Consider the following 25,075-nt stretch of genomic DNA (forward strand, 5'->3'; position numbering starts at 1 on the left):
CCTCTTGTCTTTTTGATTATACAGTTTCTGTATCGGCTAACGCCCGCAATCGGTTACGCACCGTCTGTCATCATCATAAAGTATGAAACGCGTTTCATAACAAGATTAAAAAAGATTCATTTTTGATGTTTATTTCTTCAATTTAATGGGAAAAGTAATATTCGGAGTTAATTATAACTTATCTTGTTTTGGAAGAAATAAAGGGAGGAACGAAAGATGACATATTCTTTGATTGAAACATTTAAGCACATCGTAAGCGAGGCGACCCGTTTCAAGCGTGTTGATTTCGGAGGTTACGATATTTATATGCAGACGACAGACGGACGGACGATTACGGCACATATCCGCTATGACGGTGGTGGCACTGATTTTAATGAGGCTTATCTAATGCTCGAATCCAGCACTGGGCAACGTCGTACAGCAACCTTAACGCTTTATCAGTTCGAACACCTCTCTTCTTATACAGCACACAGTGAACGGACACGTGCCCTTGTCACAACGAGTGCTTGATGATTATAAAACACGCCTCTCGTGCGAGAGACGTGTTTTTTAGTTCTCTTCTCGTTCTAAGCGTTCGAGTTCAGCATGGGTTTGTGGAAATCCATTCGCTTGCCAGTCTGCGCGATGAATGGAATCGAGTTGCGTCAACCCTACCTCTGCCGGATCACGCTTTGCATCAACACTTGGTCGATGATCAATATCGTTAGAAGTCGTTTTTCGCTGTTGGTATTGTTGATAAGCGATCGTTGCAATCGCCGCTAGACCACCTAAAACGACACCTGTCTTAAATGTTGCTCGCATGAATTTTCCCCCTCTGTGATCGATACGTATACTCTTGATAACTGTACCCATGTTCATTGATTTCAAATCCTTTTCATCTGAAATCGCTTGATTTTCAAAAAAATTTTTAAAAAATTTTTGCTCTTTTTTACCGTGTTCCTACATATTTAACAAGCAAATGAAGAAACGGCTCCATCCCTTATGCTTCAACGCTTCACGTCATGCATGAAGGAAAAAGATACGCTATACTTGATTCAGAAACATCTTCGACGAACAAAATGAATCGTGTCTTCTACTGGACAGTTCCGAGCTTCAACAGCTTGCGTTCGCGTCCCTTTTTTCATTTTTGGTCGTCGATGTCACAAAGGAGGGAATTTCGTGTCCGTGATGCATGGGGCGATCCTACTGCCCATATTGATCAGTCTTTTCATCCCGCTTTTAGCGAAGCGCCTTCCGAACATTCATACCGGTTGGTTTGTACTCGTCGTACCTGTACTGCTCGTTTCGTATTTTAGCCGCTTTCTCCCTGGTACGATGTCAGGTAAGACCTTTACGGCACGCATGCCGTGGATACCATCGCTTGGAATCGATTTCGTCACGTATCTTGACGGACTCGGCTTATTGTTCGCATTATTGATCACAGGAATCGGCACACTCGTCGTTCTCTATTCCATTTTTTATTTAGATGCGAAAAAAGAAGCACTCGGTACATTTTATGTCTATTTATTGATGTTCATGACCGCCATGCTTGGGGTCGTTTTGTCAGACAACATGATCGTCCTCTATCTGTTTTGGGAATTAACATCGATTTCGTCATTCTTATTGATCGCCTACTGGTACGAGCGAGAACGTTCTCGTTACGGCGCTCAAAAATCGATGCTGATCACCGTCTTCGGTGGACTAGCGATGCTTGGGGGAATTGCGATTCTCTCAACACTTAGCGGATCGTTTAGTATTCGTGAGACCTATGCGTCGCTTGAGTCGATTCAAAGTGAACCTTTCTTTACAGTCGCCCTTGTTTTATTCTTGCTAGCGGCATTCACAAAATCGGCTCAGTTTCCGTTTCACATCTGGCTTCCGGATGCGATGGAAGCACCGACCCCCGTTAGTGCCTACTTGCACTCGGCAACGATGGTCAAGGCAGGATTGTATCTTGTCGCTCGCTTCAGTCCGATTTTCGCAGGTGAGTCGCTTTGGTTTTATCTCGTCTCATCTGTCGGAATATTCACCTTATTCTGGGGTTCACTCAATGCGGTGAAACAACATGATTTAAAAGGGATTCTCGCCTACTCGACGATTTCTCAGCTTGGATTGATCATGTCCTTACTTGGACTCGGGGCCGCCGCCCTGCACGTCGACGCGTTAGACGATGGACTGTACACGATTGCAACAGTTGCTGCAATCTTCCACCTGATCAACCACGCGACGTTTAAAGGCAGTCTCTTCATGATGGCGGGAATCGTCGATCACGAGACTGGTACTCGCGACATTCGGAAGCTCGGTGGTCTTGCGCAATTGATGCCGATCTCGATGACGATCGCAATGATCGGGACCCTTTCGATGGCGGGAATTCCGCCGTTCAATGGTTTCTTAAGTAAAGAGATGTTCTTGACGGGTGTTCTTCAAGTATCAGGATCAGACTTGTTCCACTTACCGTCTTACGGATGGATCATTCCTGTTCTCGCCGTCGTCGGAAGCATTTTTACATTCGTCTACAGTCTCTTGATCGTCCGGAGAACCTTCTTCGGTAAACGCCAAGACGACCAGTTGCCGAAAACACCACACGAGGCACCGATTGGTATGTTGATCCCACCACTCGTCCTTGTCTCGCTCGTCGTCATCATCGGACTTTTCCCGAATATATTGTCGAATACGTTGATTCGACCAGCAGTCGAAGCGATCTTACCGCAAGTCGTTAATGCCGGTGGCAAGATTGATGTCCATATTTCAATGTGGCACGGATTCAATACCGAGTTATTTCTGACACTCGTGATCATCAGTGCTGGCGTAATCTTGTATAAAACACTCCCACGCTGGCAATCGCTTTACCACCGGATGCCACGTGCCGTCTCACTGAATCATCAATATGACGCCTTGTTACGTCGTGGTGAACAGACATCGACACGTATTCACGATACGGTCATGACGGGGTATATGCGGTCGTATCTCGTCTACATCTTCGGATTCGTCGTCATCTTGATTTTGACAGCACTATACGGGTTCGACGCTTTCCGCTTCGCGGTAGATCCGATTAGCTCGATTCATGCTTATGAGATCATTCTCGCTCTCGTTCTTGTCTCAAGTGCTCTCTCAATCACTTTTGCACGATCACGACTGACATCGATCATCTTACTCGGTGTGACAGGTTATACAGTTGCCCTGTTCTTCGTGTTATTTCGAGCGCCAGACCTCGCCTTGACGCAACTCGTCATCGAGACGGTATCGGTCGCTCTGTTCCTGCTCGTTTTCTATCGTTTACCGGAAATCAGCCGGAAAGAAGAGCGCATTCCGTTCAAGCTCGGCAACGCCTTGATTTCGGCACTCGTCGGATTGACAGTGACCCTTGTTGCCCTTGCTTCGCTCAGTCAGCGATCGTTTGCTTCGATTGCCAAGTACTACATTGACAATGTCGCAGATCTTGCCGCCGGTGGGAACATGGTCAACGTCATACTCGTTGACTTCCGTGGCTTTGATACGTTGTTTGAGATTGCCGTTCTCGCACTTGCCGGAATCGGTATTTACACGATGATTAAATTCAGACGAACAGGAGGGATGGATAAATGAAAAAGCAGGCAAAAAAGCATACGAATGACGTCATCTTAGAGTCCGCGACTTCCTTCATTACGTTCATCATCTTCCTGTTTGCTGTCTACTTGTTCTTTGCCGGGCACTATACACCAGGTGGCGGTTTCATTGGTGGTCTCGTGACGGCGTCTGCTCTTGTCTTGATCTTACTCGCTTACGACATCAAGACGTTACGCCGGATTTTGCCATTCGACTACAAATGGATCACGGCGCTTGGCATGTTGATTGCCGTACTGACGGCTTCAGGAGCGCTTGTCTTTAACGTCCCGTTCTTCACACATGCCCATGACTATTTCAACCTACCGTTATTCGGTAAGACATCACTTCATACGGCGATGTTGTTTGATCTTGGTGTTTATCTTGTCGTCGTCGGTGTGACGATGACGATTATTCAAACGATTGGGGAGAGTGATTAATATGGAAATCATCATGGCGATCGCCGCAGGCATCCTGACGATGTGTGCCATTTATCTCATTCTTTCGAAAAGCATTCTTCGCATTATCATCGGAACAGGGTTGCTCAGCCACGCTGCCCATCTACTCGTCATGACGATGGGTGGATTAAAACGAGGCGCGGCTCCGGTTTTAAAGGACGGCGTGACTTCCTATACGGATCCACTGCCGCAGGCACTCGTCCTGACTGCCATCGTCATTAGCTTTGGTGTCACTGCCTTCTTCTTGGTGCTTGCGTATCGCGCTTATCAAGAGCTCGGGACCGATAATATCGAAGAGATGAAAGGAACCGATTCGAATGATTAACTTACCGCTATTACCGATCATCATTCCTTTGTTGACCGGTGTCATCTTGATGTTTTTCCCGCGATACCTCAAAGGACAACGGATCGTTTCCATCATTTCGACGATTTTAACTGTCTGTGCTTCCATCTACCTCGTTCTGACTGTCCGTTTGAATGGCATTTTAACCGTCACACTCGGTAGCTGGCCAGCACCTTTCGGGATTACGCTTGTCTCTGACATGCTATCCGCTTTACTCGTCACGACGACGAGCATTCTTGTTCTTTGTATCATCTGGTATGCCATTGTCTACTTGAGCGTTTCCTATCAACGGTACTACTATTTCATTGCCGTTCAATTCCTGCTCGTTGGTGTCAATGGTGCCTTTACGACAGGTGATATCTTTAACATGTTCGTCTTCTTCGAAGTTTTCCTGATTTCGTCTTATGTCTTGATCGTTCTCGGCGGGAAACCGGCACAGTTACGAGAATCGCTGAAGTATCTTTTGATTAACGTCATCTCGTCCGCATTATTCGTCATGACGGTTGCCTTCTTGTACGGGATCATCGGTTCACTCAGCATGGCGGACATCAGTCAGAAGATCACAGAGATTGGACAACCAGCGATTCTAAACGTCATCGCCTTGTTGTTCCTGATCGTTTTCGGATTAAAAGGCGCGATTTTCCCACTCTACTTCTGGTTACCTGGTTCTTATCAAGTACCACCGACACCTGTTCTTGCCTTGTTCGGTGCCTTGTTGACGAAGGTCGGGGTATACGGAATTTTACGGACGTATAGCTTGTTCTTCTCAAACGAGATCGGAACGATTCATCAAATCTTAAGTGTCCTTGCCCTCAGCACGATCATCATCGGTGTGATTGGCGCATTAGCGACACGGGATGCGAAACAGATCATCATTTACAACATCATCGTCGCAGTCGGGGTCATCTTGTATGGGGTTTCCCTTATGACACCGCAAGCACTAGAAGGTGCGATTTTCTACCTGCTTCACGATATGGTGATCAAGGCTGCATTGTTCCTGCTCGTCGGCATCATGGTCGGAATTGCCGGATCAACTAAACTAAAGGATATGGGTGGCATGATCAAAGCCTTTCCGGTGCTGGGTTGGACATTCTTCATTGCAGCGTTATCGCTTGCCGGCATTCCACCGCTTAGTGGGTTCATCGGGAAGTTCTTGATTGTTCGTGGCGGCATTGAAGCTGGTGAATTGGTCGGACCGATCATCGTTCTACTATCCAGTCTGCTCGTCTTGTATTCGGTCGTCCAACTGTTCATGCGTGCTTTTTGGGGGATACCCAAACCGTACTCAGGTGAGAAGCAAGCGCTCGTTTCTCGACTGCTTGCACCTGCGATTGCCTTAGTTGCGCTTAGCATCCTCTATGGCGTAGGCGCTGAGGCGATGCGTCCACTGATTCAACAAGCCGTTGAACCTCTGACGAATCCAACGCTCTATATCGATGCCGTACTCAAAGGAGGTCGTTAATTCATGGCATTTCAAGTCTTGCTCAACTTATTTCTTGCTTTCTTGTGGATGTTTCTTGCGAATAATTTCTCGGCCTCCGGTTTCGCCATCGGCTATGCATTAGGTCTGATTGCGATGTTCGCTTTCCGTCGCGGCTTTAAGGGTCGTTTTTATCTCGGACCTGTCGTCGCACTCGTCTTGTTGTTTTTCCGCTTTCTCTATGAACTTGTCGTAGCGAACATCGATGTCCTAAAAATCATTTTAAAGCCGAAGTTAGATATTCAGCCTGGTATCTTTGCCTATGAGACGGAACTCGATCAACCGTGGCAAGTCACATTGTTATCGATGCTGATTACCTTGACACCTGGAACACTTGTCGTCGATATCTCGGACGATAATAAGATTCTCTATATTCATGCGCTTCATATGCCGGAAGTCGACGAAGCCGTCGCATCGATTCGCGATAGTTTTGAGAAAGCCATTCTGGAGGTGAGTCGGTGATGTTCGATATTTTAATCTATATCGCACTCGGGGGTGTCTTCCTCTCGATGCTCGGTCTATTCTACCGTGTCATTAAAGGTCCAAGTGTTGCGGATCGTGTTATCGCCTTAGATTCGATTGGTATCAGCTTGATTTCAATCGTTGGTCTTGTCTCAATCATCTTACGGACGAGCGACTACCTCGAAGTCATTCTTTTGATTGGTATACTCGCCTTCATCGGTACGGTTGCCTTTTCAAAATATATCGAGAAAGGAGAGATCATCGAACGTGATCGCAATCAATGAATGGGTCGTCGCGGTCTTCGCCTTGCTCGGTATGGGATTTAGTCTCGTTACCGCGCTCGGTTTGATCCGCTTACCCGATGTCTATACGCGTGCGCATGCCGCATCTAAAAGTGCGACATTAGGCGTCATGTCGATTTTGATCGGCGTCATTATTTATTTCGTCACTGAAGATGGATTTTTCTCCTCTCGTGTCGTGCTTGGTATCCTATTCGTACTCATCACGGCACCGATTGGTGGACATTTAATTGCGCGTGCTGCTTACTATAGCGACGTGCCATTATGGAAATCGTCTGTCCGTGACGACCTGTCTAAGAATAAAGAACATGTGGAACCGAAGAAACGCCAAGATGACATGTGAGTATATCGACATGACAAAACCCTCGCTTCCGCTTACGGAAACGAGGGTTTTTGATTAGGAACGCTGTAAGGGTGAAGCAGCAAATAAGAGCGCCAACTCATCACGATTATCAAGCAACTCTTCTAGTGTATGCTGTTCCAGTTCTCGGATAAAGGCTCGCAATGCTCGCCCAAGCACACCTTTTAATCGACACCCAGGTTCGATGACACAATGACCGTTGCTTCCGAAGCATTCAACGATATCCATCGGTTCCATTTCACGAACGACTTTTCCGATGTTAATGTCCTTTGGATCACGAATCAAACGGAGTCCCCCTGAGCGACCTCTCGTTGATTCGACATATCCAAGTTTCGCTAACTGTTGTGTCACTTTCATTAAATGGTTGGATGAGATGCCATAATGCTGGGCAATCTGCGGCATTGGTGTGATAACATCCCGGTGCACACCGAGATACATCAACACGCGTAAACCATAATCCGTATACTGTGTAATTCTCACAATCCTCACTCCATTCCTTCCCAAAACTGCACTGTTATCGTAACATGAAACACTCTAACGACTACATAGTTTTGTCTCACTATTCATCTCATAATTCGAATTTGTCATCATGCTCTACACAGATTACGTAAGGAAGGAAATATTGGATTTAAAATACGAGATTTCATCAAAAAAAGAGCAATTCCTTATTTCGCATTCGAAACGAGGAATCACTCTTTGAATTATTTTGAAATTTTTTTGGACGATTCTTTAATGACTGCATTAAAGCGATCCGCGTAGTTCGTGAAGACACCTGTAACACCATAGTCAAGCAAGCGAACCATTTCGACTTTTTCATTTACTGTATACGGATGCAACAGCAAGCCCTGTTGACGAATTGCTTTAACATTTTCACGTGTCAATGCTTTATATGAAGGACCGACTCCAACTGCATATTTACGGATTTCCTTTAATTTCGTACTGGTTAAGGAAGACACCTCCTTTGCTTCCATCAATTGAATCAACGGGACTTTTGAATCGATGGATCTGACTTTTTGAAGACTTTCTGCACTAAACGACTGAATCAAGACTTGTCCTGATTTCACACGATCACTAGACAATCCGTTCCGTTTCAATAAATCGAGTAATTTCTTTTCCATTCCTGGATATACTTCAGGGGACTTCGTCTCAATGTAGTAATTCGCATGTTTCCCGTACTTATTCACGACTTCTTGGAGTGTCGGGACTTTTAATCCTACATATGATTTTTTAGCGAGTGTTGGATTTGCTTCATTAAACCAACTACCCGCATCAAGTTTCTTGATTTGAGCTAATGTCTTCTCTTTGACAGCACCCGTTCCGTTCGTCGTCCGATCGACGGTTTCGTCATGCATCGCAATTAAATGACCGTCTTTTGTCATCTGTAAATCAATTTCGATGTAATCTGCTTTAAATTTCTTATGTCCCATTTCGTAAGCTGGCATCGTATGCTCCGGCGCATAACCTGAAGCTCCACGATGAGCAACGTTAATGATTCGATTTGAATCGAGTAACGATTTGCCTTTTGATTGTGCACCGACATCTTCTGTCGGAAGTCCTGTACTTAATACGGCTCCCGCTACCATCGTCAATCCGATTTGTTTCAGCATCATCTATTCCCCCTTGAAATATTCTTACAACACTTATCTTAAATTGTTTGTATGAAGATGATATAGAGAAGCTGTTAACGTCATTTCTTGATTTGATGACAAAACGATATCATTCCATAGAAAAAAGACCCGCATCTAAAACGGGTCTTTTAATGATTACGCTTCGAAAATCAATGACTCTGGATCTTCAAGAAGATCTTTAATGTGTTTCAGGAACGTAACAGCTTCTTTTCCATCCACAATCCGGTGATCGTAAGAGAGAGCAACATACATCATCGGACGATTTTCCATGCGTTCTGCATCAATGGCAATAGGGCGCAGGTTGATTGCGTGCATGCCGAGAATCGCGACTTGTGGACCGTTTAAGATCGGCGTCGACATGAGTGAACCGAACGTACCACCATTCGTGATTGTGAACGTACCACCCGTTAAGTCAGATAGACCAAGTTTATTATCACGCGCTTTGACCGCTAATTGAATGATGTCCTTTTCAATTTCAGCGAAGTTCTTTTTGTCCGCATCACGAACGACTGGAACAACGAGACCGTCTGGTGCTGAGACGGCAATGCCGATATCATAGAATTTCTTCAGGACGATTTCATCGCCTTGAATCTCAGCATTCAGGTATGGCATCTTTTTGAGTGCTGCGACTGCTGCTTTCGTAAAGAATGACATGAAGCCGAGTTTAACTTCGTTTTCCTTCACGAACTTTTCTTGACGGCGTTTACGGAGCGCCATGACAGCAGACATATCGATTTCATTGAATGTCGTCAACATCGCTGCCGTTTGTTGAACTTCAACAAGGCGATTCGCAATCGTCTTCCGGCGACGTGACATCTTGATTCGCTCTTCTGGTTTCCCAGGAGCAGCCGCTTGAGCTGGTGTCGGCGCAGCAGGCTTCGTAGGAGCAGGTTTTGCTTGTTCACGTGGCGCTACTTCAAACGTCGCGACATCTTGGACACGGATCCGACCAAGTGGATCTTGCGTCGCCACTTGTGCTAAATCAATTCCTTTTTCACGAGCCAATTTACGGGCAGCAGGTGAAGCAATCGGACGATCTGCAACGGATGTACTTTCCGTCGCTGCTGCAGCCACTGGTTGTTCCGCTTTTTCTTCTGCTTTTGGTGTCTCTTTTGGAGTTTCTTGTGCTGTTTCTGTTGCAGCCGGTTTTGAAGCTTCGCCACCAGCAGAGATGACAGCAATCGTTTCCCCGACGCGGACTGTATCTCCCTCAGCAGCCATTACTTCCGTTAACGTACCCGCTTCATCTGACGGTACTTCGATGTTGACCTTATCTGTCTCGAGCTCAACGATGGCTTCCCCTTTTTCCACGTGATCACCTGGTTGTTTTAACCAAGATGCCACCGTTCCTTCAGTAATTGATTCGGCAAGTTCTGGTACTTTGATTTCCATCGTATTCTCCCCCTATGACTCGTTTCTATCTTACGTTATGATGTGTGATTCGATACGTGTGATGGTGCTGTTGGTGTAGAAGCCGTTGCTGTGAGCGCATCATTGATTATACGTGCTTGCTCTACTTTATGACCTGCCGGGTCACCTTCTGCTGTACTTGAACGGCGACGACGACCAATGTAACGAACATTTTGAATTCCGTTCGGTGCGACTGTTTCAAGCCGTGGTTCCATAAAGGACCACGCCCCCATGTTTTTCGGTTCTTCTTGCACCCAGACCATCTCTTCGACGGATTCATAGCGCGCAATGACTTCTTGTAAGGCTTTCGCTGGGAACGGATACAGTTCCTCAACCCGGACGATTTGTAACCAGTCGAGATTCTCCTCTGATTTCGAGACCGCTTCCGCTAAATCAATTGCCATCTTACCAGAACAGAACACAAGACGTTTGACACGATCTGGTGCTTCTCCAAGTCCCGCTTGTTCAATGACACGACGGAAACTACCCTCCGTCAATTCAGAGACGTCAGATGTCGCAAGCGGATGACGCAAGAGACTCTTCGGTGTCATGACCACGAGCGGTCTAACTTCCTCTTTTCCGAGGATTGCTGCTTGTCGACGCAACAAATGGAAGTACTGCGCAGCACTCGATACGTTCGCAACTGTCCAGTTCTTCTCACCGGATAACGTCAAGAAGCGCTCTAAACGACCACTCGAGTGTTCTGGTCCTTGTCCTTCATAACCGTGCGGAAGCAACATAACGAGACCTGACGTTTGTCCCCATTTGGCTCGGCTCGCAGAAATAAACTGGTCAAAGATGACTTGACCTGAGTTTGCGAAGTCTCCGTATTGCGCTTCCCATAAGACAAGCGTTTCTGGTGCAAAGACATTATAGCCGTATTCAAAGCCAAGAACACCCGCCTCAGAGAGTGGACTGTTATAGACCGAGAACGAAGCTGTTGCCGTTGATAAAGCATGAAGTGGCGAGAATCCTTCTCCCGTTTTCACATCATGAAGATTGATATTCCGTTGTGCAAACGTTCCCCGTTCAGAATCTTGCCCGCTTAATCGGATTGGTGTTCCATCCGAGAGAATTGAAGCGAATGCCAATGTTTCGGCGTGTCCCCAGTCAATCCCGTTCTTCGTCGAGAATGCATCTGTCCGGCGCTTCAGGACTTTCTCAAGTTTATGGAACACTTGGAAGCCATCTGGCCACTGCAACAATTCTTCATTGTATGCAGTTAATGTTTCGATCGCTACTCCTGTTTCGATCGTCGGAACGCCTTTAAAGACGACGTCCGGCATGACCCCACCATACTCTTTCTCTACATTTGGGACTTTTTCTCGAGCCGCCTTCATGTGATCATTGATTGACGTCTCAATCGATTGAATTTCCTCAGCTGTCGCATCCCCGTTCGCGACAAGCGTCTTTCCGTACAAGACACGAATCGGATCATGCTTATGGATCAAATCGTATAAGACCGGGTTTGTATTCATCGGTTCATCCATTTCGTTGTGTCCAAAACGACGATATCCGATTAAATCGATCATGACGTCTTTCTTGAATGTTGCACGGTACTCGCTCGCGAGTAGCGCAACAGCGAGACAGCTTTCAGGTTCATCGGCGTTGACGTGGAAAACTGGAATCTCATACCCTTTAGCCAGGTCACTCGAGTAACGCGTCGAACGCGAATCTGTCGGTTCCGTCGTGAAGCCGATCGTATTGTTCGCGATGATGTGAATCGTTCCGCCTGTGTTATATCCTTTGAGATTTGCTAAATTCAAGGTTTCAGCAACGATTCCTTGACCTGGGAACGCTGCATCCCCGTGAATCAGGATCGCAGCAGCGGCTGCCTGCTCTTGACGTGGTGCGCCTTTTTGGGTCCGGTCATCTTGTGCCGCACGCGTGAAGCCCTCGACGACTGGGTCGACGAACTCTAAGTGCGACGGATTGTTCGCGAGCGTCATCCGGATGTCACGTGTCTTTTGCTCGAGTTTCCGGTTTAGTCCGAGGTGATACTTCACGTCGCCCGTCCAACCGTATGTGATACCGATTGATCCTTCAGACGGTACGAGATCATGATTTGGTGCATGCTGGAACTCAGCAAAGATCATTTCATATGGTTTACCGAGTACATGAGCTAAAACATTTAATCGTCCACGGTGCGCCATTCCGATATTGATCGTCTCCGAGCCGTTCGAAATGAGGTGTCCGACGATCGTATCGAGCAATGGCACCATCGCATCGAGCCCTTCGATCGAGAATCGTTTTTGACCGACATATGTTTTGTGCAGATATTTTTCGAAAAGGTCCGTTTCAGCCAAGCGTTTGAACAATTGTTTCTTTTGCTCAGCATCAAGCGTCGCCGTCAAAGCACCTTGTTCGATTTTTTGACGGAGCCATTTCTTTTCCTCTAAGTCATCAACATGCTGGAACTCAACAGCCGCTGCTCCCGTGTATTGCGCTTTCAAGTGCTCGATGCCTTCAAATGCATCTTGAACACCCTCTGGCGGCTCAGGACAGACGAGTGAAACCGGCATTTTCCGAAGATCTGCCTCTGTCAGTCCAAACTGATTTAGTTCGAATAATCCTGTTTCTCGCGGATGGTCCTTCAGCGGATAGATATCCGCCGCAAGATGTCCTTTTGCACGAATTTGTTCCGCTAAACGATTCGCCGCAAGATATTTTTCGAAATCTCCCGTCTCGACTTGCATCGGTACTACTGGTTCCGTCACAGGTGCACCATGCTCTTCGAAATAAGTACGTGTCTCCTCATCGACGGATGTTTTGTCTTCTAAAAAACGCTCGTACAATTCAATGATGTAGCCAAGGTTTGGTCCATAAAATGCTTGTTGATCTTGCTCGTGGCCTGCCATGTACGGTTCCCCCCGTTTCTATATTTCTCCCCTCACATTTAGCATCGGCTAAATGTGTTTCCAGCCCTCTACCTGTTAGCGCTTTCAAAAGAAATTGCATGAATGATGCGCTAAAACGTCATGAGAAGGAACGAACGTGCCATTCTTCCATGAAAGTGCCTTCGTTACTATATTACTACTCTTTTCCTGCGTGTGCATTTCGAATTCCCAAATTCTCACGCTTAAATGTATAAGTTTTTCTTATGAGCGCTTAGCCAGTAATTTATGAATAAGCAAAAAACCGGCGTATCTGCATTTAGATACGCCGGTTTAATCATAACACTTTACTGAGGAACGATTGCGTCCGTTCATGCTGTGGAGAATCAAAGAGCGCTTGTGGCACATTCTCTTCGACGACATACCCACCATCCATAAACAACACGCGGTCTCCGACTTCACGAGCAAATCCCATCTCATGGGTCACGACGACCATCGTCATCCCTTCGAGAGCAAGTTGTTTCATGACGGCAAGCACGTCCCCGACCATTTCCGGGTCAAGCGCTGACGTTGGCTCGTCAAACAACATGATTTTCGGATTCATCGCGAGCGCTCGGGCAATTGCGACCCGTTGCTTTTGACCCCCGGATAATTCGCCTGGATAATTATTCGCTTTTTCCCGTAACCCAACTTTATCGAGTAGTTCCAAAGCTCGCTTTTTCGCCTGGTCCTTATCCGATTTACGTACTTTGATCGGTGCGAGCGTGACGTTCTCAAGCACGGTCTTATGCGGGAAGAGATTAAAATGCTGAAAGACCATTCCGACCTCCTCCCGAACTTTGTTGATATCGACCTTCGGATTTGTGATGTCGAAATCATCGATGATGACCGTTCCACCCGTAATCTCTTCCAGTCGATTCAAACAGCGTAAAAACGTACTTTTCCCAGATCCCGACGGACCGATGACACACACAACTTCTTTTTCGGCTATCGAGACGTTAATGTCTTTTAAGACTTCGTTCGAGCCGAATGATTTCTTTAGATTCTTCACTTCAATGATACTCATCGTAATGTAAACCTCCGTTCCAAGAACTTCGCCACTAATGACAAGAGATAAATGATGACGAAGTACATCAATCCGACGACAGACCAAACGATGAATGGCTCAAACGTCGTCGATTGCTGAACTTGACCTTGTTGCGTCAAATCAGCGATGCCGATGATCGATAACAACGATGTATCTTTTAAGCTAATGATCGATTGATTCGTAATCGTTGGTAACATCCGTCGGAATGCTTGCGGTAAAATGATTTGAACCATCGTTTGACGTCCTGTCATACCGAGTGAACGTGCGGCTTCTGTTTGTCCTTTATCAATCGACTGGATACCTGCTCGAATAATTTCCGCGAAATAAGCACCAGCATTGATCGCGACCGTCAGTATCCCTGCATACATCCGGTCCATCGATAACCACTCAAGCGAGTTGAGTCCAAAGTAGATGAAGAAAAGCTGAACGATGAACGGTGTACCACGAATGACATCGATATAGATGATCGCGATTGCGTTCAAAATCTTTAACGGTGACAACCGCATCAATGCGACGACTAAGCCAATCAGAAAGCCGACGATGACCGCAATGATGAAAATATACAATGTGACTTGAAGCCCTTCCAAGAAAAATGGAAATGCGGTTTTGACCACTTCCATTGGCTATCCCACTCCCTTATCGCCTTGCGACTTATTTCAGATACGTGTCAACGATTTTATCGTATTCACCGTTTTCTTTCAGATTCGCAAGTCCTTTGTTGATTTTCTTCAGCAGATCCTTATTCTCACCTTTTAAGACAGCGATCCCGTAGTTATCACCGTTGAGACGATCACCGACAAGTTTCAATCCAAGATTTTGTTGTTTGTTTGCATATGAGATGACCGGATAATCTTCAATCAAGGCAGCTGCGTTACCGTTCTTTACTTCTTGGAACATCGCTGGACTGTCATTGAACTGTGTAACAGTGAAGCCAAGTTTATCCGCGTTGTCCGTTGCATATTTTGCACCCGTCGTTCCCTTTTTGACGGCTACTTTTTTCCCTTTAAGATCGTTAACGGATTTAATACCATTCTCATCTTTTTTGACGACTAAAATAAGACCAGCTTTGAAATATGGGTCTGAGAATGTGACGACTTTTTTCCGTTCTGGTGTAATACTCATACCGGCAATGGCAACGTCCAATTGATTTGCTTGAAGTGCTGGAATGATACCGCTGAAATCCATTGCTTCAAATTTAATCTTGAAGTTTTGATCCTTAGCGATTGCTTTCATAAGATCGATGTCGATTCCTTTGTACGTGTCCCCGTCTTTGTACTCAAATGGTGGATACGTGACGTCGATACCAACTTTATACGTCTTTCCTTCTGAAGACCCTTCATCCTTCGAACCGATACTACATGCACCAAGTACGAGAATACAGCTCATCAAGAGCGCTAGCAAAATACTTCCTTTTTTCATGTTTGTTTCCCCTCTCCTATGTGTTAAAGATTGTCGACTCCACTTAGTACTTTCCCTGAAGAGTACCCTCTTTAAAACGTATTTTACCAGAAAAGTTCTAAAAAGATAAACATTTCTGAATTTTTATTCGATGCAACCGTTTTCTATTCATTATCAAAAAAGGAGGCAACCCCTTGATGGGATTGCCTCCTTCAATCATTTATGCCGCCGAGAGGACTTGAACCTCCACGGTGTTGCCACCACTAGATTCTGAGTCTAGCGCGTCTACCAGTTCCGCCACGACGACGTTGATTTATGATATTAATATAGCGGGTAACGAACTGAGTTGTCAATCATTTCGCAAGATGTTCCGGACGAACTTCTCAACGACGTCATCATATAATGCCGGATCCTCGAAATATGCCATAGCGTGTGCGGCATTCGGAATGACGACCAGTTCCTTTTCCGTTGGACAGGCTTCGTACAGCTCATACACCATATCTGTCGGTACGAACGTATCCGCACCACCATGAATGAAGAGAATCGGAACCTGTGCCTTTTTGACCTGTTTCAGCGCTGATGCTTCACGGAACGTATAACCTGCCTTTAGCTTCGTCAATACGCTCGTCATCCCTAAAAACGGGAAGTGTGGTAGTCGATACATCCGCTTCATCTGATACGCAAGAACAGCATTGACGGACGTATAGGCACAATCAGAAATGATTCCTTTGATTTGTGGTGGAAGTTGTTCGCCACTCGTCATCAATACGGTCGCCCCTCCCATCGACACACCATGTAAGAACAGTTTCGCATCCTGTCCAATCCGTTCAATCAGATAGTTCGACCAACTGAGACAATCTTCACGATCATGCCATCCGAATCCGATATAATGACCGTCACTCATTCCGTGTCCTCGATTATCGGGCATCATGACATGGAAACCGGCCTGATGGTACAGATAGGCGAATCCGGCTAAATCCGTTCCGACGCCTCCGTATCCATGCACGAGAATGACAATCCGGTCTGACGGAACAGGAGACGGGAGGAAATGTCCGCGTAACGTTAAACCATCTTTTGCTTCAATCTCGATCCGCTCGAGCGGCTGCTCCTTGATCCATGTCTGTCCAGGTTGCATCAACCGGACCATCTCATCACTCAAATCCCGATTATTCGATAAGAACGGCTTCGGATTCGTAGCGATTGCCATCTCATAAAAATAATAACTCGCTGCTACTAATCCGAATCCGATGACTCCGATTCCAATTTTTGTTCTGCGACGCATCTGCCCCACTCCTTCTTTCCGTTATAGCTCGATCTTCAGTTGAGCAGCATGGTCATCCTCTTCATCCTGCAAGACTTGTTGACGTAATCGTTGTTCCTGTTGCTGACGCCGGTAGGCAAACTCTTGGACAAGCTCTGTACCCGTGAATCCATCTTCTACGAGTTCACTCAATAAATCCGTTTCTGTCTCGACGACTTCCCCCGGACGACGCATGACGAGAACATCTCCGACTTGTGCAATCAGCAATTCATCTTCTAGACGAAGTGCATCGTAAAACGGTTCCGGTAACGTCATTCGACGTGTTTCCGGGTTAATATGGACGCGTTTATAAACGCCTAATGCTTGAAACTTACGACGTGCCATTGCGTGCTCTCCTTTTTAGTTGAACGTAAGATCGATTCGTGAATCTTTTCCTTGAATACGAACCGTACCCGTCGCTCCATTGATTAACGTTAACTGTGGTGGCTGATGACCGATGTCAAGATCATATAAGACTGGTAAGCCCGTTTCATCGGCTAGATAGTGATACACGTCTAGCCATGTCAGATCTTCTGTAATCCTTGCAGACGTACGGCCAAATAAAAAGCCAGCCGCATGGTCGAACCACCCAGCATACGCCATTTGTCGAAGCGTCCGATGCACCTCGGCAGAACTCGCTTCAGACACCTCGAAGTACCAGAGAATCGGTTCTCCGTTGATCTCTTCATGTTGGAAGCGCTTCACATCTCCGTACGGTGTCCCAATCAGATGGCGAATCGTCTCCAGACAACCCCCAAGTAACCGTCCGGTCACTTCTGTTCGCTCATCAAGTGCTTTCCATTCTGTCGCTTCCGTCAGCTGAAATAACGAACCTGCTGGACGTTCTTCGTCTGTCCACGCGGTTTGATAACGATCGGAAGCCCACTGTGTGACGGTTTCTCCAGATGGCGTCGCGAGAACCCGTCGCCAGGCACTTGTCGTCTCGTCCCATTCTTTACTCCGAAGCTCAACGAAGTTCGGACCATGTGCTGTCGCAATTCCCGTCTGAAGCGTCAAACTGAGCAATAACGTACTGATATCGGAATAGCCAAGCAACCATTTTGTTTGGTAAGCAGTTGGTGTCAACTCGGGTAAAAGATCAATGGCGCGTTCCCCACCAAATGGCGGGATAACAGCATCAATCGTCTCATCCGTCATCATGTGATTGAATTCTTCGGCGCGTTGTTTGACCGGTGCACTCTCAGCAAGTTGATGCGACCAAATCGTTTCACCTAAACGGACGTTCATTTGCCGTGCTTGTACCTGTTCAACTGCTCGTTCGACCCATTCCTGTTGCTGTTCACGTAATCCGGAGGAGGGCGCCGTCACTCCGATCGTGTGACCTGTCCAACCTAAAAATGGATATTTCATGGTGACCCCCTAAATGTCATAGTATGAAAAAATCTTCTCGTCAAAATATGAGTTCATTATACCGTTCTTATGCCGCATTACCAACTTTTATCCTGTTAGAACGCTGTAATACGAACAAAAACACGATTCTGTACAAGCGACCTGAATGAACAAGTCGCCTAGACAAAATCGCGTTTATATCCTTCATTAACTTGATGCTGATAGTTCAGCGTATTCCTCTTGCGTGAACGCACGGGAGCGTGTCAAAAAACGTTTTCCTTCGACACCCTCAAGAGAGAACATTCCGCCTCGACCATCCACGACATCAATGATGAGTTGGGTATGTTTCCAGTACTCATATTGATCTTCATGAATATAAAACGGGCAACCACCGATCTCTCCTAGTTTTTTATCCTGATCTCCCAGGAATAAATCGCCCTGCGCAAAACACATCGGGGAACTGCCATCGCAACAACCACCAGATTGATGAAACATCAACGGACCGTGTTTTTCTCTCAACTGGTCGATCAACTCAAGACAAGCTGCTGTCGCCTGAACACGTTCAACCATTTGCATCCACGTCCTTTCCGACTTAGAAGAAACCGAGTTTATTCGGGTTATAGCTAACGAGTAGGTTTTTCGTCCGTTGGTAATGGTTGAGCATCATCTTATGGTTCTCGCGTCCGATCCCTGACATTTTGTAACCACCAAACGCCGCGTGAGCTGGATATTGGTGATAACAGTTCGTCCAGACGCGCCCTGCTTCGATCGCACGACCAAACCGATAAGCACGGTTCATGTCACGTGTCCAGACGCCGGCACCAAGACCATATAACGTATCATTCGCAATTTCGAGTGCTTCTTCTTCCGTCTTGAATGTCGTGACCGATAGAACCGGTCCGAAAATTTCTTCCTGGAAGATGCGCATCTTATTGTGTCCTTTAAAGATCGTTGGTTGAATGTAATATCCTTCTGCGAGATCTCCTTCGAGCATGTTGCGCTCTCCACCGATTAGACACTCTGCGCCTTCCGACTTACCGATTTCAAGATACGAAAGGATTTTCTCCATCTGTTCGTTCGAAGCTTGAGCACCCATCATGACGTCGGCATCAAGAGGATTTCCGATTTTGATGGCTTTGACGCGCTCTAAAACACGTTCCATGAACGGTTCGTAAATCGATTCTTGAATCAAGGCACGCGACGGACACGTACAGACTTCCCCTTGGTTCAACGCAAACATCAATAATCCTTCGATTGCTTTATCAAAGAATGCATCGTCTGCCTGCATGATATCTTCAAAGAAAATGTTCGGTGATTTCCCACCGAGTTCGAGTGTGACCGGGATCAAGTTCTGCGAAGCATACTGCATGATCAAACGTCCTGTCGTCGTCTCACCCGTAAAGGCGATTTTGGCGATTCGTTTGCTTGAGGCGAGCGGTTTCCCTGCCTCAAGACCGAATCCATTGACGATGTTGAGCACACCTGGTGGAAGTAAATCTTCGATGATCTCAACGAGTACCATGATGCTCGCTGGTGTTTGTTCTGCTGGTTTTAAGACAACACAGTTTCCTGCTGCGAGAGCTGGTGCTAATTTCCAGACAGCCATCAGGAGCGGGAAGTTCCACGGAATGATTTGACCGACGACGCCAAGTGGCTCATGGAAGTGATACGCAACCGTATCTTGATCGAGTTCGCCGACTGAACCTTCTTGTGCACGAATGACCCCAGCGAAATAACGGAAGTGGTCGATCGCGAGCGGTAAATCGGCGTTAAGTGTCTCACGAACGGCTTTTCCGTTCTCAAGTGTTTCCGCATAAGCGAGCATCTCGAGATTTTCTTCCATTCGATTGGCGATCTTATTTAAAATATTCGAACGTTCGGTTACAGATGTTTTTCCCCATGCTTCTTTTGCCGCATGTGCTGCGTCAAGAGCGAGTTCGATATCTTCCTTTGTAGAACGAGCGACTTGGCACAACACCTTACCAGTAACAGGTGTCACATTATCAAAATATTCTCCCCCGACTGGTGCCGTCCATTTTCCATTAATGTAGTTTTCATACCGTTCCTTGTACTGTACTTTTGACCCTTGCTTGTTCGGAATGTCATAAATCATGCGTTATATCCTCCCTCAACTAAAATGGTCAAGCAGTGAGACGGATGCTTGTATGCGCTTACATTTTAATATAGGCTAAAACAGTCCTCTCGATACCATCGTACCAAAATTATATGAAAAGTCAAAAAATTCTGGTAAATACCTGTGATATTTTTCGAAAAAAAACATCTCCATTTTCGGGAGATGTTTTGCCGGTCAAGACCGTGTCGGATCGATTCCATCTTCTTGATCAGACGGTGTATCAGAACTACCAAAGTCACTGACTTTCGAGAATCCGTCCGTATCACCGTCGATGTCTTTCCCGCGAGCTGTGACAGATGGATCTAGTACATCTTCTTCGCTTGGTCGCGAATTCGGATCGTTCTCGTTTTGTTCTGCTTCTTCTTTTGCATGCTCAATGCATAATAGGGTTTCTGGAATGATATCAAGGCGTTCGATTTCAATCTCTTTTCCACAGACTTCGCAAATGCCATACGTTCCGTCCTCGATCGCTTTTAATGCGCGATCCACATCTGATAGCATATCCTCTTGCATATCCGTGATTGCTTGATCACGTTCCCGCAAGAACAATTCATCGCCAGAATCGGCAGGATGATTATCGTAACTCGACAATTCACCTTCATCGTAATCGGTATCGCGTTGTTCGATGTTTGATGTCGTCTTTTCTTTTTCCTTCAATAACCGTTGCTTGAATTCTTCCGTCTGTTGTTTAGATAACATGATTGTTCGACTCCCCTTCGTTAGAACCTCTGTTAAGAATGTAGCCTATTCGAAGAAGAATTAAACCATCACGAACACTTATAAGACCGAATTGATCCGTGAAGATCACAGATAACCGTCATACATTCATTCCCATCGTTAAAACAAATCTGATGTGATCGTCCATTCTTGGATGTCGTGATGTCATCAATCCACAGTTGCGAAGCATCTGCTGAAGACAGCATCGCGATTTTGTCGCGAATCATGAATAAATCAAACGGTAACAGATTCAAGGATTGAATCGTCAAACCATGTTTACGGAAGAGTGGATCAAGCTGATATTGCGAGAGACTGTACAAACACTTCTCGGCCCCACCAATCAACAACTGAATCGAATGGGAGGGTTCATGACTATCGATTCGCTCCTTGTGCAGGATAATTCGTCCTCGAACACCAGACTCATTGAAAATTCGTTGCGTATCCTCTTGTGAAAGACGTGGTCCACCTTCCTTAACCTTTAAGACGATGTGAGCGAATTCTGCGAAATCCGGTTTTCCGATTTCAAGCGCTGGGATATGACGAACTTCTTCACGTTCAATGATTTCAATCAAGTCACGCTCGACTTGGATGCTGACCGTATCTGTTGAAAAGACACGGACGTCGATCACGAATTGATCAAGTACCGCATTTACTTCGATCGTATACGTTAAATCCAGGTTTTTTTCTTGCTCAACCAACAATCGATTCAAGATGAGTTGATGCAATAAATGGACTGGTGTACGTGAAGAAAACTGACTCGAATAAATCAAATGCTTCGGTCCGGTTCCTTTTGTTGCTTTTGGTCGTGCTCCGTTTAATCTATATACATTCACTTTATAATTCAACATATGATCACCTTCTCTTACCTGAAAAATCGGAATAGAGATGTTCCGTTCATATAGCGTACAATGTATTTTAATCGCTAAATATTCGTTTTCGAATATTCCAAATTTAATATACAAATTGTAATCAAATTGTGATAATAAGATTTTTAGAAACTGCTTATTTTGTCGATACCATGACATATTTAAATCGTAAACTAAAAACACCCTCCACAGATGTGAAAGGTGTTCGGCTTACAGAGTTATTCATTCTTAAGCAATCGAATTGACTTGTTGTTGCATCGCTTCATAATGCTCAACGATCCGAGATCCAAGTGGATCCGTTGCTGACAGTTGTAGATATGCGTTCAGCGCATCTTCGATTCCATGTTTCGTAATATATGCATTTAATTCTGAAGATTCTGAATCATTTGGATCGAAATAGGTTAGGGCTGCTGCGATCCCACGTGCTAATCCATCTGCTTCGATCCCACGCTCCATCAATTCCTTCGCTGGTTTGACAAGTCGGTCACTTGGACTCAATTTACGAATCGGTGAACGGGCGACACGAATGATTTCATCATGAATTCGCGGGTTTTCAAAGCGTTTCATATTCTTTTGGATGTACGCACTATGATCGACCGGATTAAAGCCGTACTTTTCAAGTAACAACCACCCTGTTTCGTAAAGTGCCGTCTGGACACCCCGACGGATGCGTGGATCCGTTAAACTTTCAGCGATCGTCTCTTTATGAAATAGTGCTCCGAGGTATGAAGCAATTGCATGTCCCGTGTTGACAGTGAACAGCTTCCGCTCGATGAACGGTTCGATGTTCTCGACATAGGTGACGCCGTCGATCCGTGGATAGGCTTCCGGTAGTCCAGTCGTTTCGATCACCCATTCGAAGAATTCTTCCACTTCGACGTACAACGGATCTTCGTGATGCTGAAGTGGAACGATCCGATCAACTGCTGCATTCGGGAAATACCAATTCTCCGCTACCGGTTGATGTTTCGCCACCTCTGTTTGTAAGTGTTTTGACCCACCAATCATGTTTTCACACGCAATGACGTAGACAGGTGTCTGTTGATCCCGTTGACGTAACCCTTCCGCGATCAAAGGAGCTACTTTCGACAACAAGCTCGGTCCGACAGCTGTCGTGATTACATCTGCTTCACGAATCGCTGCAATGACCTGATCTGGTTCAGATAAACTGTTAAGTGCCGTCACGCCGTCGACCCGTTCACGCCCTCCTCTTTCAGAGGCATAACCCACCTCATAGGTATGTCGTGCTTTTAATGCATCGACGACCGTCGTATTGACATCTACGAAACAGACTTCGTAACCCGTCTTTACGAGTTGTAAGCCAATGAATCCTCGTCCGATGTTACCGGCACCAAAATGGATGGCTTTCATGGTTACACCTCCGCTGTCAATAACGCGATGATTTCTTCTTTTGATGTCGCTGCCACGATACGCTCGACGTTCTCCTCATCGGAGCAAATGACTGCGATATTTGATAACAACTCGAGATGTTCATCACCGACGCCAGCGATACCGATGACGAGTCGTGCTTGTTCCGTTCCGAACGCTACGCCTTGCGGTACTTGTAGAATCGATAGCCCCGTTTTCTTGACTTGTGATTTAGCCGACTCTGTTCCGTGTGGAATCGCGACATGGTTACCAATGTAGACCGTTGATAAGGCATGACGTTCCTGCATTGAATCGATATACCCCGCTTCGACATATCCGTGATCGACGAGGAGTTGACCGGCAGCCGTAATGGCTGCCGTCTCGTCTGCGAATTGTTGATCAAGTAATACAAGTTCCGGTGAAAGGTTCATTGTCGTTGTCATGTTTATTCCTCCTTGAGTGTCTCTATCTTTATCTTTAAGAAATCTTATTTCTTGCTGTTTCGATCTCGTGGACGAGTTGATCATAATATCCGGCATTTAAGAAATTATCGACTGATCGGTGTTCTGCCGTTGGTACCTGTTCCTTCGCCCGCTCCGTCAAATCACGATGCGTGATGATCAGTTCGGCGTTTTGCGGCAATTGACTGATCGACGTATTCGTCACTTTGATGGGTAAGCCCGCTTTATTGATCTTATTGCGAAGGACGGATGCTCCCATCGCACTCGATCCCATACCAGCGTCACAAGCGAAGATGATATGTTCGACTTCCGCAAGTGGTTTGGCATCAGCTGAAACGAGTGTCGAGGCAATCGATTGTTTTCCTTTCATCGCACTGACGTTCGCGCTCGCCTCTTCAAGCGACGTTTCTTTTGCCTTGCTAGTTTTTAGCAGGACAGTCGAGACAACAAATGTCACAGATGCTGAAACAAGTACACCTGCAATCAATCCGACGTAAGAACCGCGTGATGCCATTGCGAGGACCGCGATGATACTACCTGGTGAAGCGGGTGCGACTAATCCGACATCAAACAGGACGAAAGTGAGGATACCACTCATGCCACCTGCAATCATCGCAAGCAACAAGACTGGCTTCATCAAGACGTATGGGAAATAGATTTCGTGAATTCCACCGATGAATTGGATAAATGCTGCACCGGGTGCTGTCTTCTTCGCTGCACCAGAACCGAAGAACGAGTAAGCAAGTAACAATCCAAGACCTGGACCTGGGTTGGCTTCGAGTAAGAAGAGAACTGATTTACCCGCCTCGTTTACTTGGTCGAGACCAAGCGGGCTTAAAATACCGTGGTTGATCGCATTATTTAAGAACAAGATTTTTGCCGGTTCGATGAACAAACTCGCTAATGGTAGCAAATGTGCGCTGACGATCGCACCAACTGCTGCGGCCATGATGTCGTCAAGACCTGTCATGAGTGGTCCGAACACTTTGAATCCACCGAGCATCAACAAACCACCGATGATTCCGACTGAGAAGTTATTGACGAGCATCTCGAGACCTGGTTTGACTTTTCCTTCAATCAACTGATCGAACTTTTTGATGACGTATCCACCAAGTGGTCCCATGATCATGGCACCGAGGAACATCGGAATCTCTGTTCCGACGATAACCCCCATCGTCGCAAGCGTCCCGACAACGCCTCCCCTGACGTCATGCATTAATTTCCCGCCCGTGTATCCAATCAGCAACGGTAAGAGATAAGTGATTGTCGGACCGACAAGTTCACCGAGTTCCTTATTCGGTGCCCATCCAGTCGGGATGAAGAGTGCCGTGATGATCCCCCAAGCGATGAATGCACCGATGTTCGGCATGACCATACCGCTTAAAAAGCTACCGAACCGTTGAACTTGTACACGGATACCCCGTGCTCCATTTTGAGCTGTCGCCATTGCGTTAGCCTCCATTTCGTGTATGAGTTGATAAGATGATTGCTTTGCTATGCCCTTATTGTAAGACCATTGCAAGCGCTTACTCAATCTTTCCTAGTTCAGTCTTTGTCC

26 protein-coding genes and 1 tRNA gene are annotated in these 25,075 nt (G+C 46.2%); 8 read left to right on the top strand and 19 right to left on the bottom strand.

Annotated elements, in window-relative coordinates; all coding sequences use genetic code 11:
- The first annotated feature begins 216 nt into the window (after positions 1-216).
- Entirely contained in the window at positions 217-510 is a 294-nt protein-coding gene (locus tag B3S86_RS07275) for a hypothetical protein (RefSeq protein ID WP_035407444.1), read from the top strand.
- A gap of 39 nt (positions 511-549) precedes the next feature.
- Here B3S86_RS07275 and B3S86_RS07280 read toward each other — a convergent pair whose 3' ends face one another.
- Entirely contained in the window at positions 550-801 is a 252-nt protein-coding gene (locus B3S86_RS07280) for a hypothetical protein (protein ID WP_290750994.1), read from the bottom strand.
- 357 nt (positions 802-1,158) lie between these two features.
- On the opposite strand from B3S86_RS07280, the gene B3S86_RS07285 reads away from it, so the two are divergent.
- From B3S86_RS07285 to mnhG, 7 genes are read left to right on the top strand one after another with little or no spacing between them, the layout of a single operon-like run.
- Positions 1,159-3,564 carry a Na+/H+ antiporter subunit A gene (locus tag B3S86_RS07285; protein ID WP_290750997.1) on the top strand — a complete coding sequence of 802 codons (2,406 nt, stop codon included), beginning with the start codon at positions 1,159-1,161 and terminating at the stop codon, positions 3,562-3,564.
- Positions 3,561-4,001 (top strand): Na(+)/H(+) antiporter subunit B, encoded by a 441-nt coding sequence (locus tag B3S86_RS07290; RefSeq protein WP_035407436.1) that lies wholly within the window; start codon positions 3,561-3,563, stop codon positions 3,999-4,001. The genes B3S86_RS07285 and B3S86_RS07290 overlap by 4 nt, the downstream gene beginning before the upstream one ends.
- Position 4,002: 1 nt before the next feature.
- On the top strand, positions 4,003-4,344 hold the full coding sequence (locus B3S86_RS07295) for a Na(+)/H(+) antiporter subunit C (protein WP_023468540.1): 342 nt from the start codon (positions 4,003-4,005) through the stop codon (positions 4,342-4,344).
- Positions 4,337-5,824: a Na+/H+ antiporter subunit D gene (locus tag B3S86_RS07300; RefSeq protein ID WP_290751000.1), complete on the top strand. Its 1,488-nt coding sequence runs from the start codon at positions 4,337-4,339 to the stop codon at positions 5,822-5,824. The genes B3S86_RS07295 and B3S86_RS07300 overlap by 8 nt, the downstream gene beginning before the upstream one ends.
- A gap of 3 nt (positions 5,825-5,827) precedes the next feature.
- Positions 5,828-6,304 carry a Na+/H+ antiporter subunit E gene (locus B3S86_RS07305; RefSeq protein ID WP_290751004.1) on the top strand — a complete coding sequence of 159 codons (477 nt, stop codon included), beginning with the start codon at positions 5,828-5,830 and terminating at the stop codon, positions 6,302-6,304.
- Between the two features lie 47 nt (positions 6,305-6,351).
- The gene (locus B3S86_RS07310; RefSeq protein ID WP_369792030.1) at positions 6,352-6,588 is read left to right on the top strand and encodes a Na(+)/H(+) antiporter subunit F1; all 237 of its coding nucleotides are present in this window, start codon (positions 6,352-6,354) and stop codon (positions 6,586-6,588) included.
- On the top strand, positions 6,572-6,946 hold the full coding sequence (mnhG, locus tag B3S86_RS07315; RefSeq protein ID WP_290751007.1) for a monovalent cation/H(+) antiporter subunit G: 375 nt from the start codon (positions 6,572-6,574) through the stop codon (positions 6,944-6,946). Before B3S86_RS07310 ends, mnhG begins: the two co-directional genes overlap by 17 nt.
- Before the next feature lie 54 nt (positions 6,947-7,000).
- Here the strand turns inward: mnhG and B3S86_RS07320 are convergent, their stop codons facing one another.
- The 18 genes from B3S86_RS07320 to B3S86_RS07405 all read right to left on the bottom strand — a co-directional run bounded on the left by B3S86_RS07320 (position 7,001) and on the right by B3S86_RS07405 (position 24,964).
- Positions 7,001-7,444 (bottom strand): Rrf2 family transcriptional regulator, encoded by a 444-nt coding sequence (locus tag B3S86_RS07320; protein WP_035407421.1) that lies wholly within the window; start codon positions 7,442-7,444, stop codon positions 7,001-7,003.
- A gap of 221 nt (positions 7,445-7,665) precedes the next feature.
- Positions 7,666-8,571 carry a glycerophosphodiester phosphodiesterase gene (locus B3S86_RS07325; protein WP_375091863.1) on the bottom strand — a complete coding sequence of 302 codons (906 nt, stop codon included), beginning with the start codon at positions 8,569-8,571 and terminating at the stop codon, positions 7,666-7,668.
- A 156-nt stretch (positions 8,572-8,727) separates the two neighbouring features.
- Positions 8,728-9,984, bottom strand: a complete 1,257-nt coding sequence (gene odhB / locus B3S86_RS07330) for a 2-oxoglutarate dehydrogenase complex dihydrolipoyllysine-residue succinyltransferase (protein ID WP_035407413.1) — start codon at positions 9,982-9,984, stop codon at positions 8,728-8,730.
- Between the two features lie 35 nt (positions 9,985-10,019).
- A complete protein-coding gene (locus tag B3S86_RS07335; protein ID WP_290751014.1) occupies positions 10,020-12,860 on the bottom strand; it encodes a 2-oxoglutarate dehydrogenase E1 component in 2,841 nt (946 codons plus the stop codon).
- A 313-nt stretch (positions 12,861-13,173) separates the two neighbouring features.
- Positions 13,174-13,902 carry an amino acid ABC transporter ATP-binding protein gene (locus tag B3S86_RS07340; protein WP_035407405.1) on the bottom strand — a complete coding sequence of 243 codons (729 nt, stop codon included), beginning with the start codon at positions 13,900-13,902 and terminating at the stop codon, positions 13,174-13,176.
- On the bottom strand, positions 13,899-14,543 hold the full coding sequence (locus B3S86_RS07345; RefSeq protein ID WP_035407403.1) for an amino acid ABC transporter permease: 645 nt from the start codon (positions 14,541-14,543) through the stop codon (positions 13,899-13,901). The genes B3S86_RS07340 and B3S86_RS07345 overlap by 4 nt, the downstream gene beginning before the upstream one ends.
- Positions 14,544-14,574: 31 nt before the next feature.
- Positions 14,575-15,342, bottom strand: coding sequence for a transporter substrate-binding domain-containing protein (locus B3S86_RS07350; RefSeq protein ID WP_035407400.1), 768 nt, complete (start codon positions 15,340-15,342; stop codon positions 14,575-14,577).
- A 202-nt stretch (positions 15,343-15,544) separates the two neighbouring features.
- Positions 15,545-15,628, bottom strand: a tRNA-Leu gene (locus B3S86_RS07355).
- A gap of 42 nt (positions 15,629-15,670) precedes the next feature.
- Entirely contained in the window at positions 15,671-16,603 is a 933-nt protein-coding gene (locus tag B3S86_RS07360; RefSeq protein ID WP_290751024.1) for an alpha/beta hydrolase, read from the bottom strand.
- Positions 16,604-16,624: 21 nt separating this feature from the next.
- Complete coding sequence (locus B3S86_RS07365) at positions 16,625-16,966, bottom strand: hypothetical protein (protein ID WP_023468553.1); 342 nt, start codon at positions 16,964-16,966, stop codon at positions 16,625-16,627.
- Between the two features lie 15 nt (positions 16,967-16,981).
- A complete protein-coding gene (locus B3S86_RS07370) occupies positions 16,982-17,992 on the bottom strand; it encodes a S66 family peptidase (RefSeq protein ID WP_035407398.1) in 1,011 nt (336 codons plus the stop codon).
- A 186-nt stretch (positions 17,993-18,178) separates the two neighbouring features.
- A complete protein-coding gene (locus B3S86_RS07375) occupies positions 18,179-18,541 on the bottom strand; it encodes a DUF779 domain-containing protein (protein ID WP_023468555.1) in 363 nt (120 codons plus the stop codon).
- Between the two features lie 22 nt (positions 18,542-18,563).
- Entirely contained in the window at positions 18,564-20,084 is a 1,521-nt protein-coding gene (gene adh, locus B3S86_RS07380) for an aldehyde dehydrogenase (protein WP_056062075.1), read from the bottom strand.
- Between the two features lie 195 nt (positions 20,085-20,279).
- The gene (locus B3S86_RS07385) at positions 20,280-20,804 is read right to left on the bottom strand and encodes a TraR/DksA C4-type zinc finger protein (protein ID WP_035407390.1); all 525 of its coding nucleotides are present in this window, start codon (positions 20,802-20,804) and stop codon (positions 20,280-20,282) included.
- 68 nt (positions 20,805-20,872) lie between these two features.
- Entirely contained in the window at positions 20,873-21,670 is a 798-nt protein-coding gene (locus B3S86_RS07390; RefSeq protein ID WP_035407387.1) for a hypothetical protein, read from the bottom strand.
- A gap of 246 nt (positions 21,671-21,916) precedes the next feature.
- Positions 21,917-23,059, bottom strand: coding sequence for a mannitol-1-phosphate 5-dehydrogenase (locus tag B3S86_RS07395; RefSeq protein WP_056062077.1), 1,143 nt, complete (start codon positions 23,057-23,059; stop codon positions 21,917-21,919).
- Between the two features lie 2 nt (positions 23,060-23,061).
- Entirely contained in the window at positions 23,062-23,499 is a 438-nt protein-coding gene (locus B3S86_RS07400) for a PTS sugar transporter subunit IIA (protein ID WP_200934376.1), read from the bottom strand.
- A 34-nt stretch (positions 23,500-23,533) separates the two neighbouring features.
- Complete coding sequence (locus B3S86_RS07405; protein ID WP_035407382.1) at positions 23,534-24,964, bottom strand: PTS mannitol transporter subunit IICB; 1,431 nt, start codon at positions 24,962-24,964, stop codon at positions 23,534-23,536.
- Positions 24,965-25,075 lie beyond the last annotated feature (111 nt).

This window comes from Exiguobacterium sp. UBA3968, from assembly GCF_002385115.1.
GTDB lineage: Bacteria > Bacillota > Bacilli > Exiguobacteriales > Exiguobacteriaceae > Exiguobacterium_A.

What these genes read in the sequence shown, in the direction of transcription:
- B3S86_RS07345 (WP_035407403.1), bottom strand. Translation starts at nt 14,543, where the DNA reads ATGGAAGTGGTCAAAACCGCATTTCCATTTTTCTTGGAAGGGCTTCAA.
- B3S86_RS07350 (WP_035407400.1), bottom strand. Translation starts at nt 15,342, where the DNA reads ATGAAAAAAGGAAGTATTTTGCTAGCGCTCTTGATGAGCTGTATTCTC.
- B3S86_RS07335 (WP_290751014.1), bottom strand. Translation starts at nt 12,860, where the DNA reads ATGGCAGGCCACGAGCAAGATCAACAAGCATTTTATGGACCAAACCTT.
- B3S86_RS07395 (WP_056062077.1), bottom strand. Translation starts at nt 23,059, where the DNA reads ATGAAAGCCATCCATTTTGGTGCCGGTAACATCGGACGAGGATTCATT.
- B3S86_RS07390 (WP_035407387.1), bottom strand. Translation starts at nt 21,670, where the DNA reads ATGTTGAATTATAAAGTGAATGTATATAGATTAAACGGAGCACGACCA.
- B3S86_RS07385 (WP_035407390.1), bottom strand. Translation starts at nt 20,804, where the DNA reads ATGTTATCTAAACAACAGACGGAAGAATTCAAGCAACGGTTATTGAAG.
- B3S86_RS07290 (WP_035407436.1), top strand. Translation starts at nt 3,561, where the DNA reads ATGAAAAAGCAGGCAAAAAAGCATACGAATGACGTCATCTTAGAGTCC.
- B3S86_RS07300 (WP_290751000.1), top strand. Translation starts at nt 4,337, where the DNA reads ATGATTAACTTACCGCTATTACCGATCATCATTCCTTTGTTGACCGGT.
- B3S86_RS07305 (WP_290751004.1), top strand. Translation starts at nt 5,828, where the DNA reads ATGGCATTTCAAGTCTTGCTCAACTTATTTCTTGCTTTCTTGTGGATG.
- B3S86_RS07400 (WP_200934376.1), bottom strand. Translation starts at nt 23,499, where the DNA reads ATGACAACGACAATGAACCTTTCACCGGAACTTGTATTACTTGATCAA.
- B3S86_RS07370 (WP_035407398.1), bottom strand. Translation starts at nt 17,992, where the DNA reads ATGAAATATCCATTTTTAGGTTGGACAGGTCACACGATCGGAGTGACG.
- B3S86_RS07275 (WP_035407444.1), top strand. Translation starts at nt 217, where the DNA reads ATGACATATTCTTTGATTGAAACATTTAAGCACATCGTAAGCGAGGCG.
- B3S86_RS07365 (WP_023468553.1), bottom strand. Translation starts at nt 16,966, where the DNA reads ATGGCACGTCGTAAGTTTCAAGCATTAGGCGTTTATAAACGCGTCCAT.
- B3S86_RS07405 (WP_035407382.1), bottom strand. Translation starts at nt 24,964, where the DNA reads ATGGCGACAGCTCAAAATGGAGCACGGGGTATCCGTGTACAAGTTCAA.
- B3S86_RS07310 (WP_369792030.1), top strand. Translation starts at nt 6,352, where the DNA reads ATGCTCGGTCTATTCTACCGTGTCATTAAAGGTCCAAGTGTTGCGGAT.
- B3S86_RS07325 (WP_375091863.1), bottom strand. Translation starts at nt 8,571, where the DNA reads ATGCTGAAACAAATCGGATTGACGATGGTAGCGGGAGCCGTATTAAGT.
- B3S86_RS07375 (WP_023468555.1), bottom strand. Translation starts at nt 18,541, where the DNA reads ATGGTTGAACGTGTTCAGGCGACAGCAGCTTGTCTTGAGTTGATCGAC.
- adh (WP_056062075.1), bottom strand. Translation starts at nt 20,084, where the DNA reads ATGATTTATGACATTCCGAACAAGCAAGGGTCAAAAGTACAGTACAAG.
- B3S86_RS07360 (WP_290751024.1), bottom strand. Translation starts at nt 16,603, where the DNA reads ATGCGTCGCAGAACAAAAATTGGAATCGGAGTCATCGGATTCGGATTA.
- B3S86_RS07280 (WP_290750994.1), bottom strand. Translation starts at nt 801, where the DNA reads ATGCGAGCAACATTTAAGACAGGTGTCGTTTTAGGTGGTCTAGCGGCG.
- B3S86_RS07340 (WP_035407405.1), bottom strand. Translation starts at nt 13,902, where the DNA reads ATGAGTATCATTGAAGTGAAGAATCTAAAGAAATCATTCGGCTCGAAC.
- odhB (WP_035407413.1), bottom strand. Translation starts at nt 9,984, where the DNA reads ATGGAAATCAAAGTACCAGAACTTGCCGAATCAATTACTGAAGGAACG.
- B3S86_RS07295 (WP_023468540.1), top strand. Translation starts at nt 4,003, where the DNA reads ATGGAAATCATCATGGCGATCGCCGCAGGCATCCTGACGATGTGTGCC.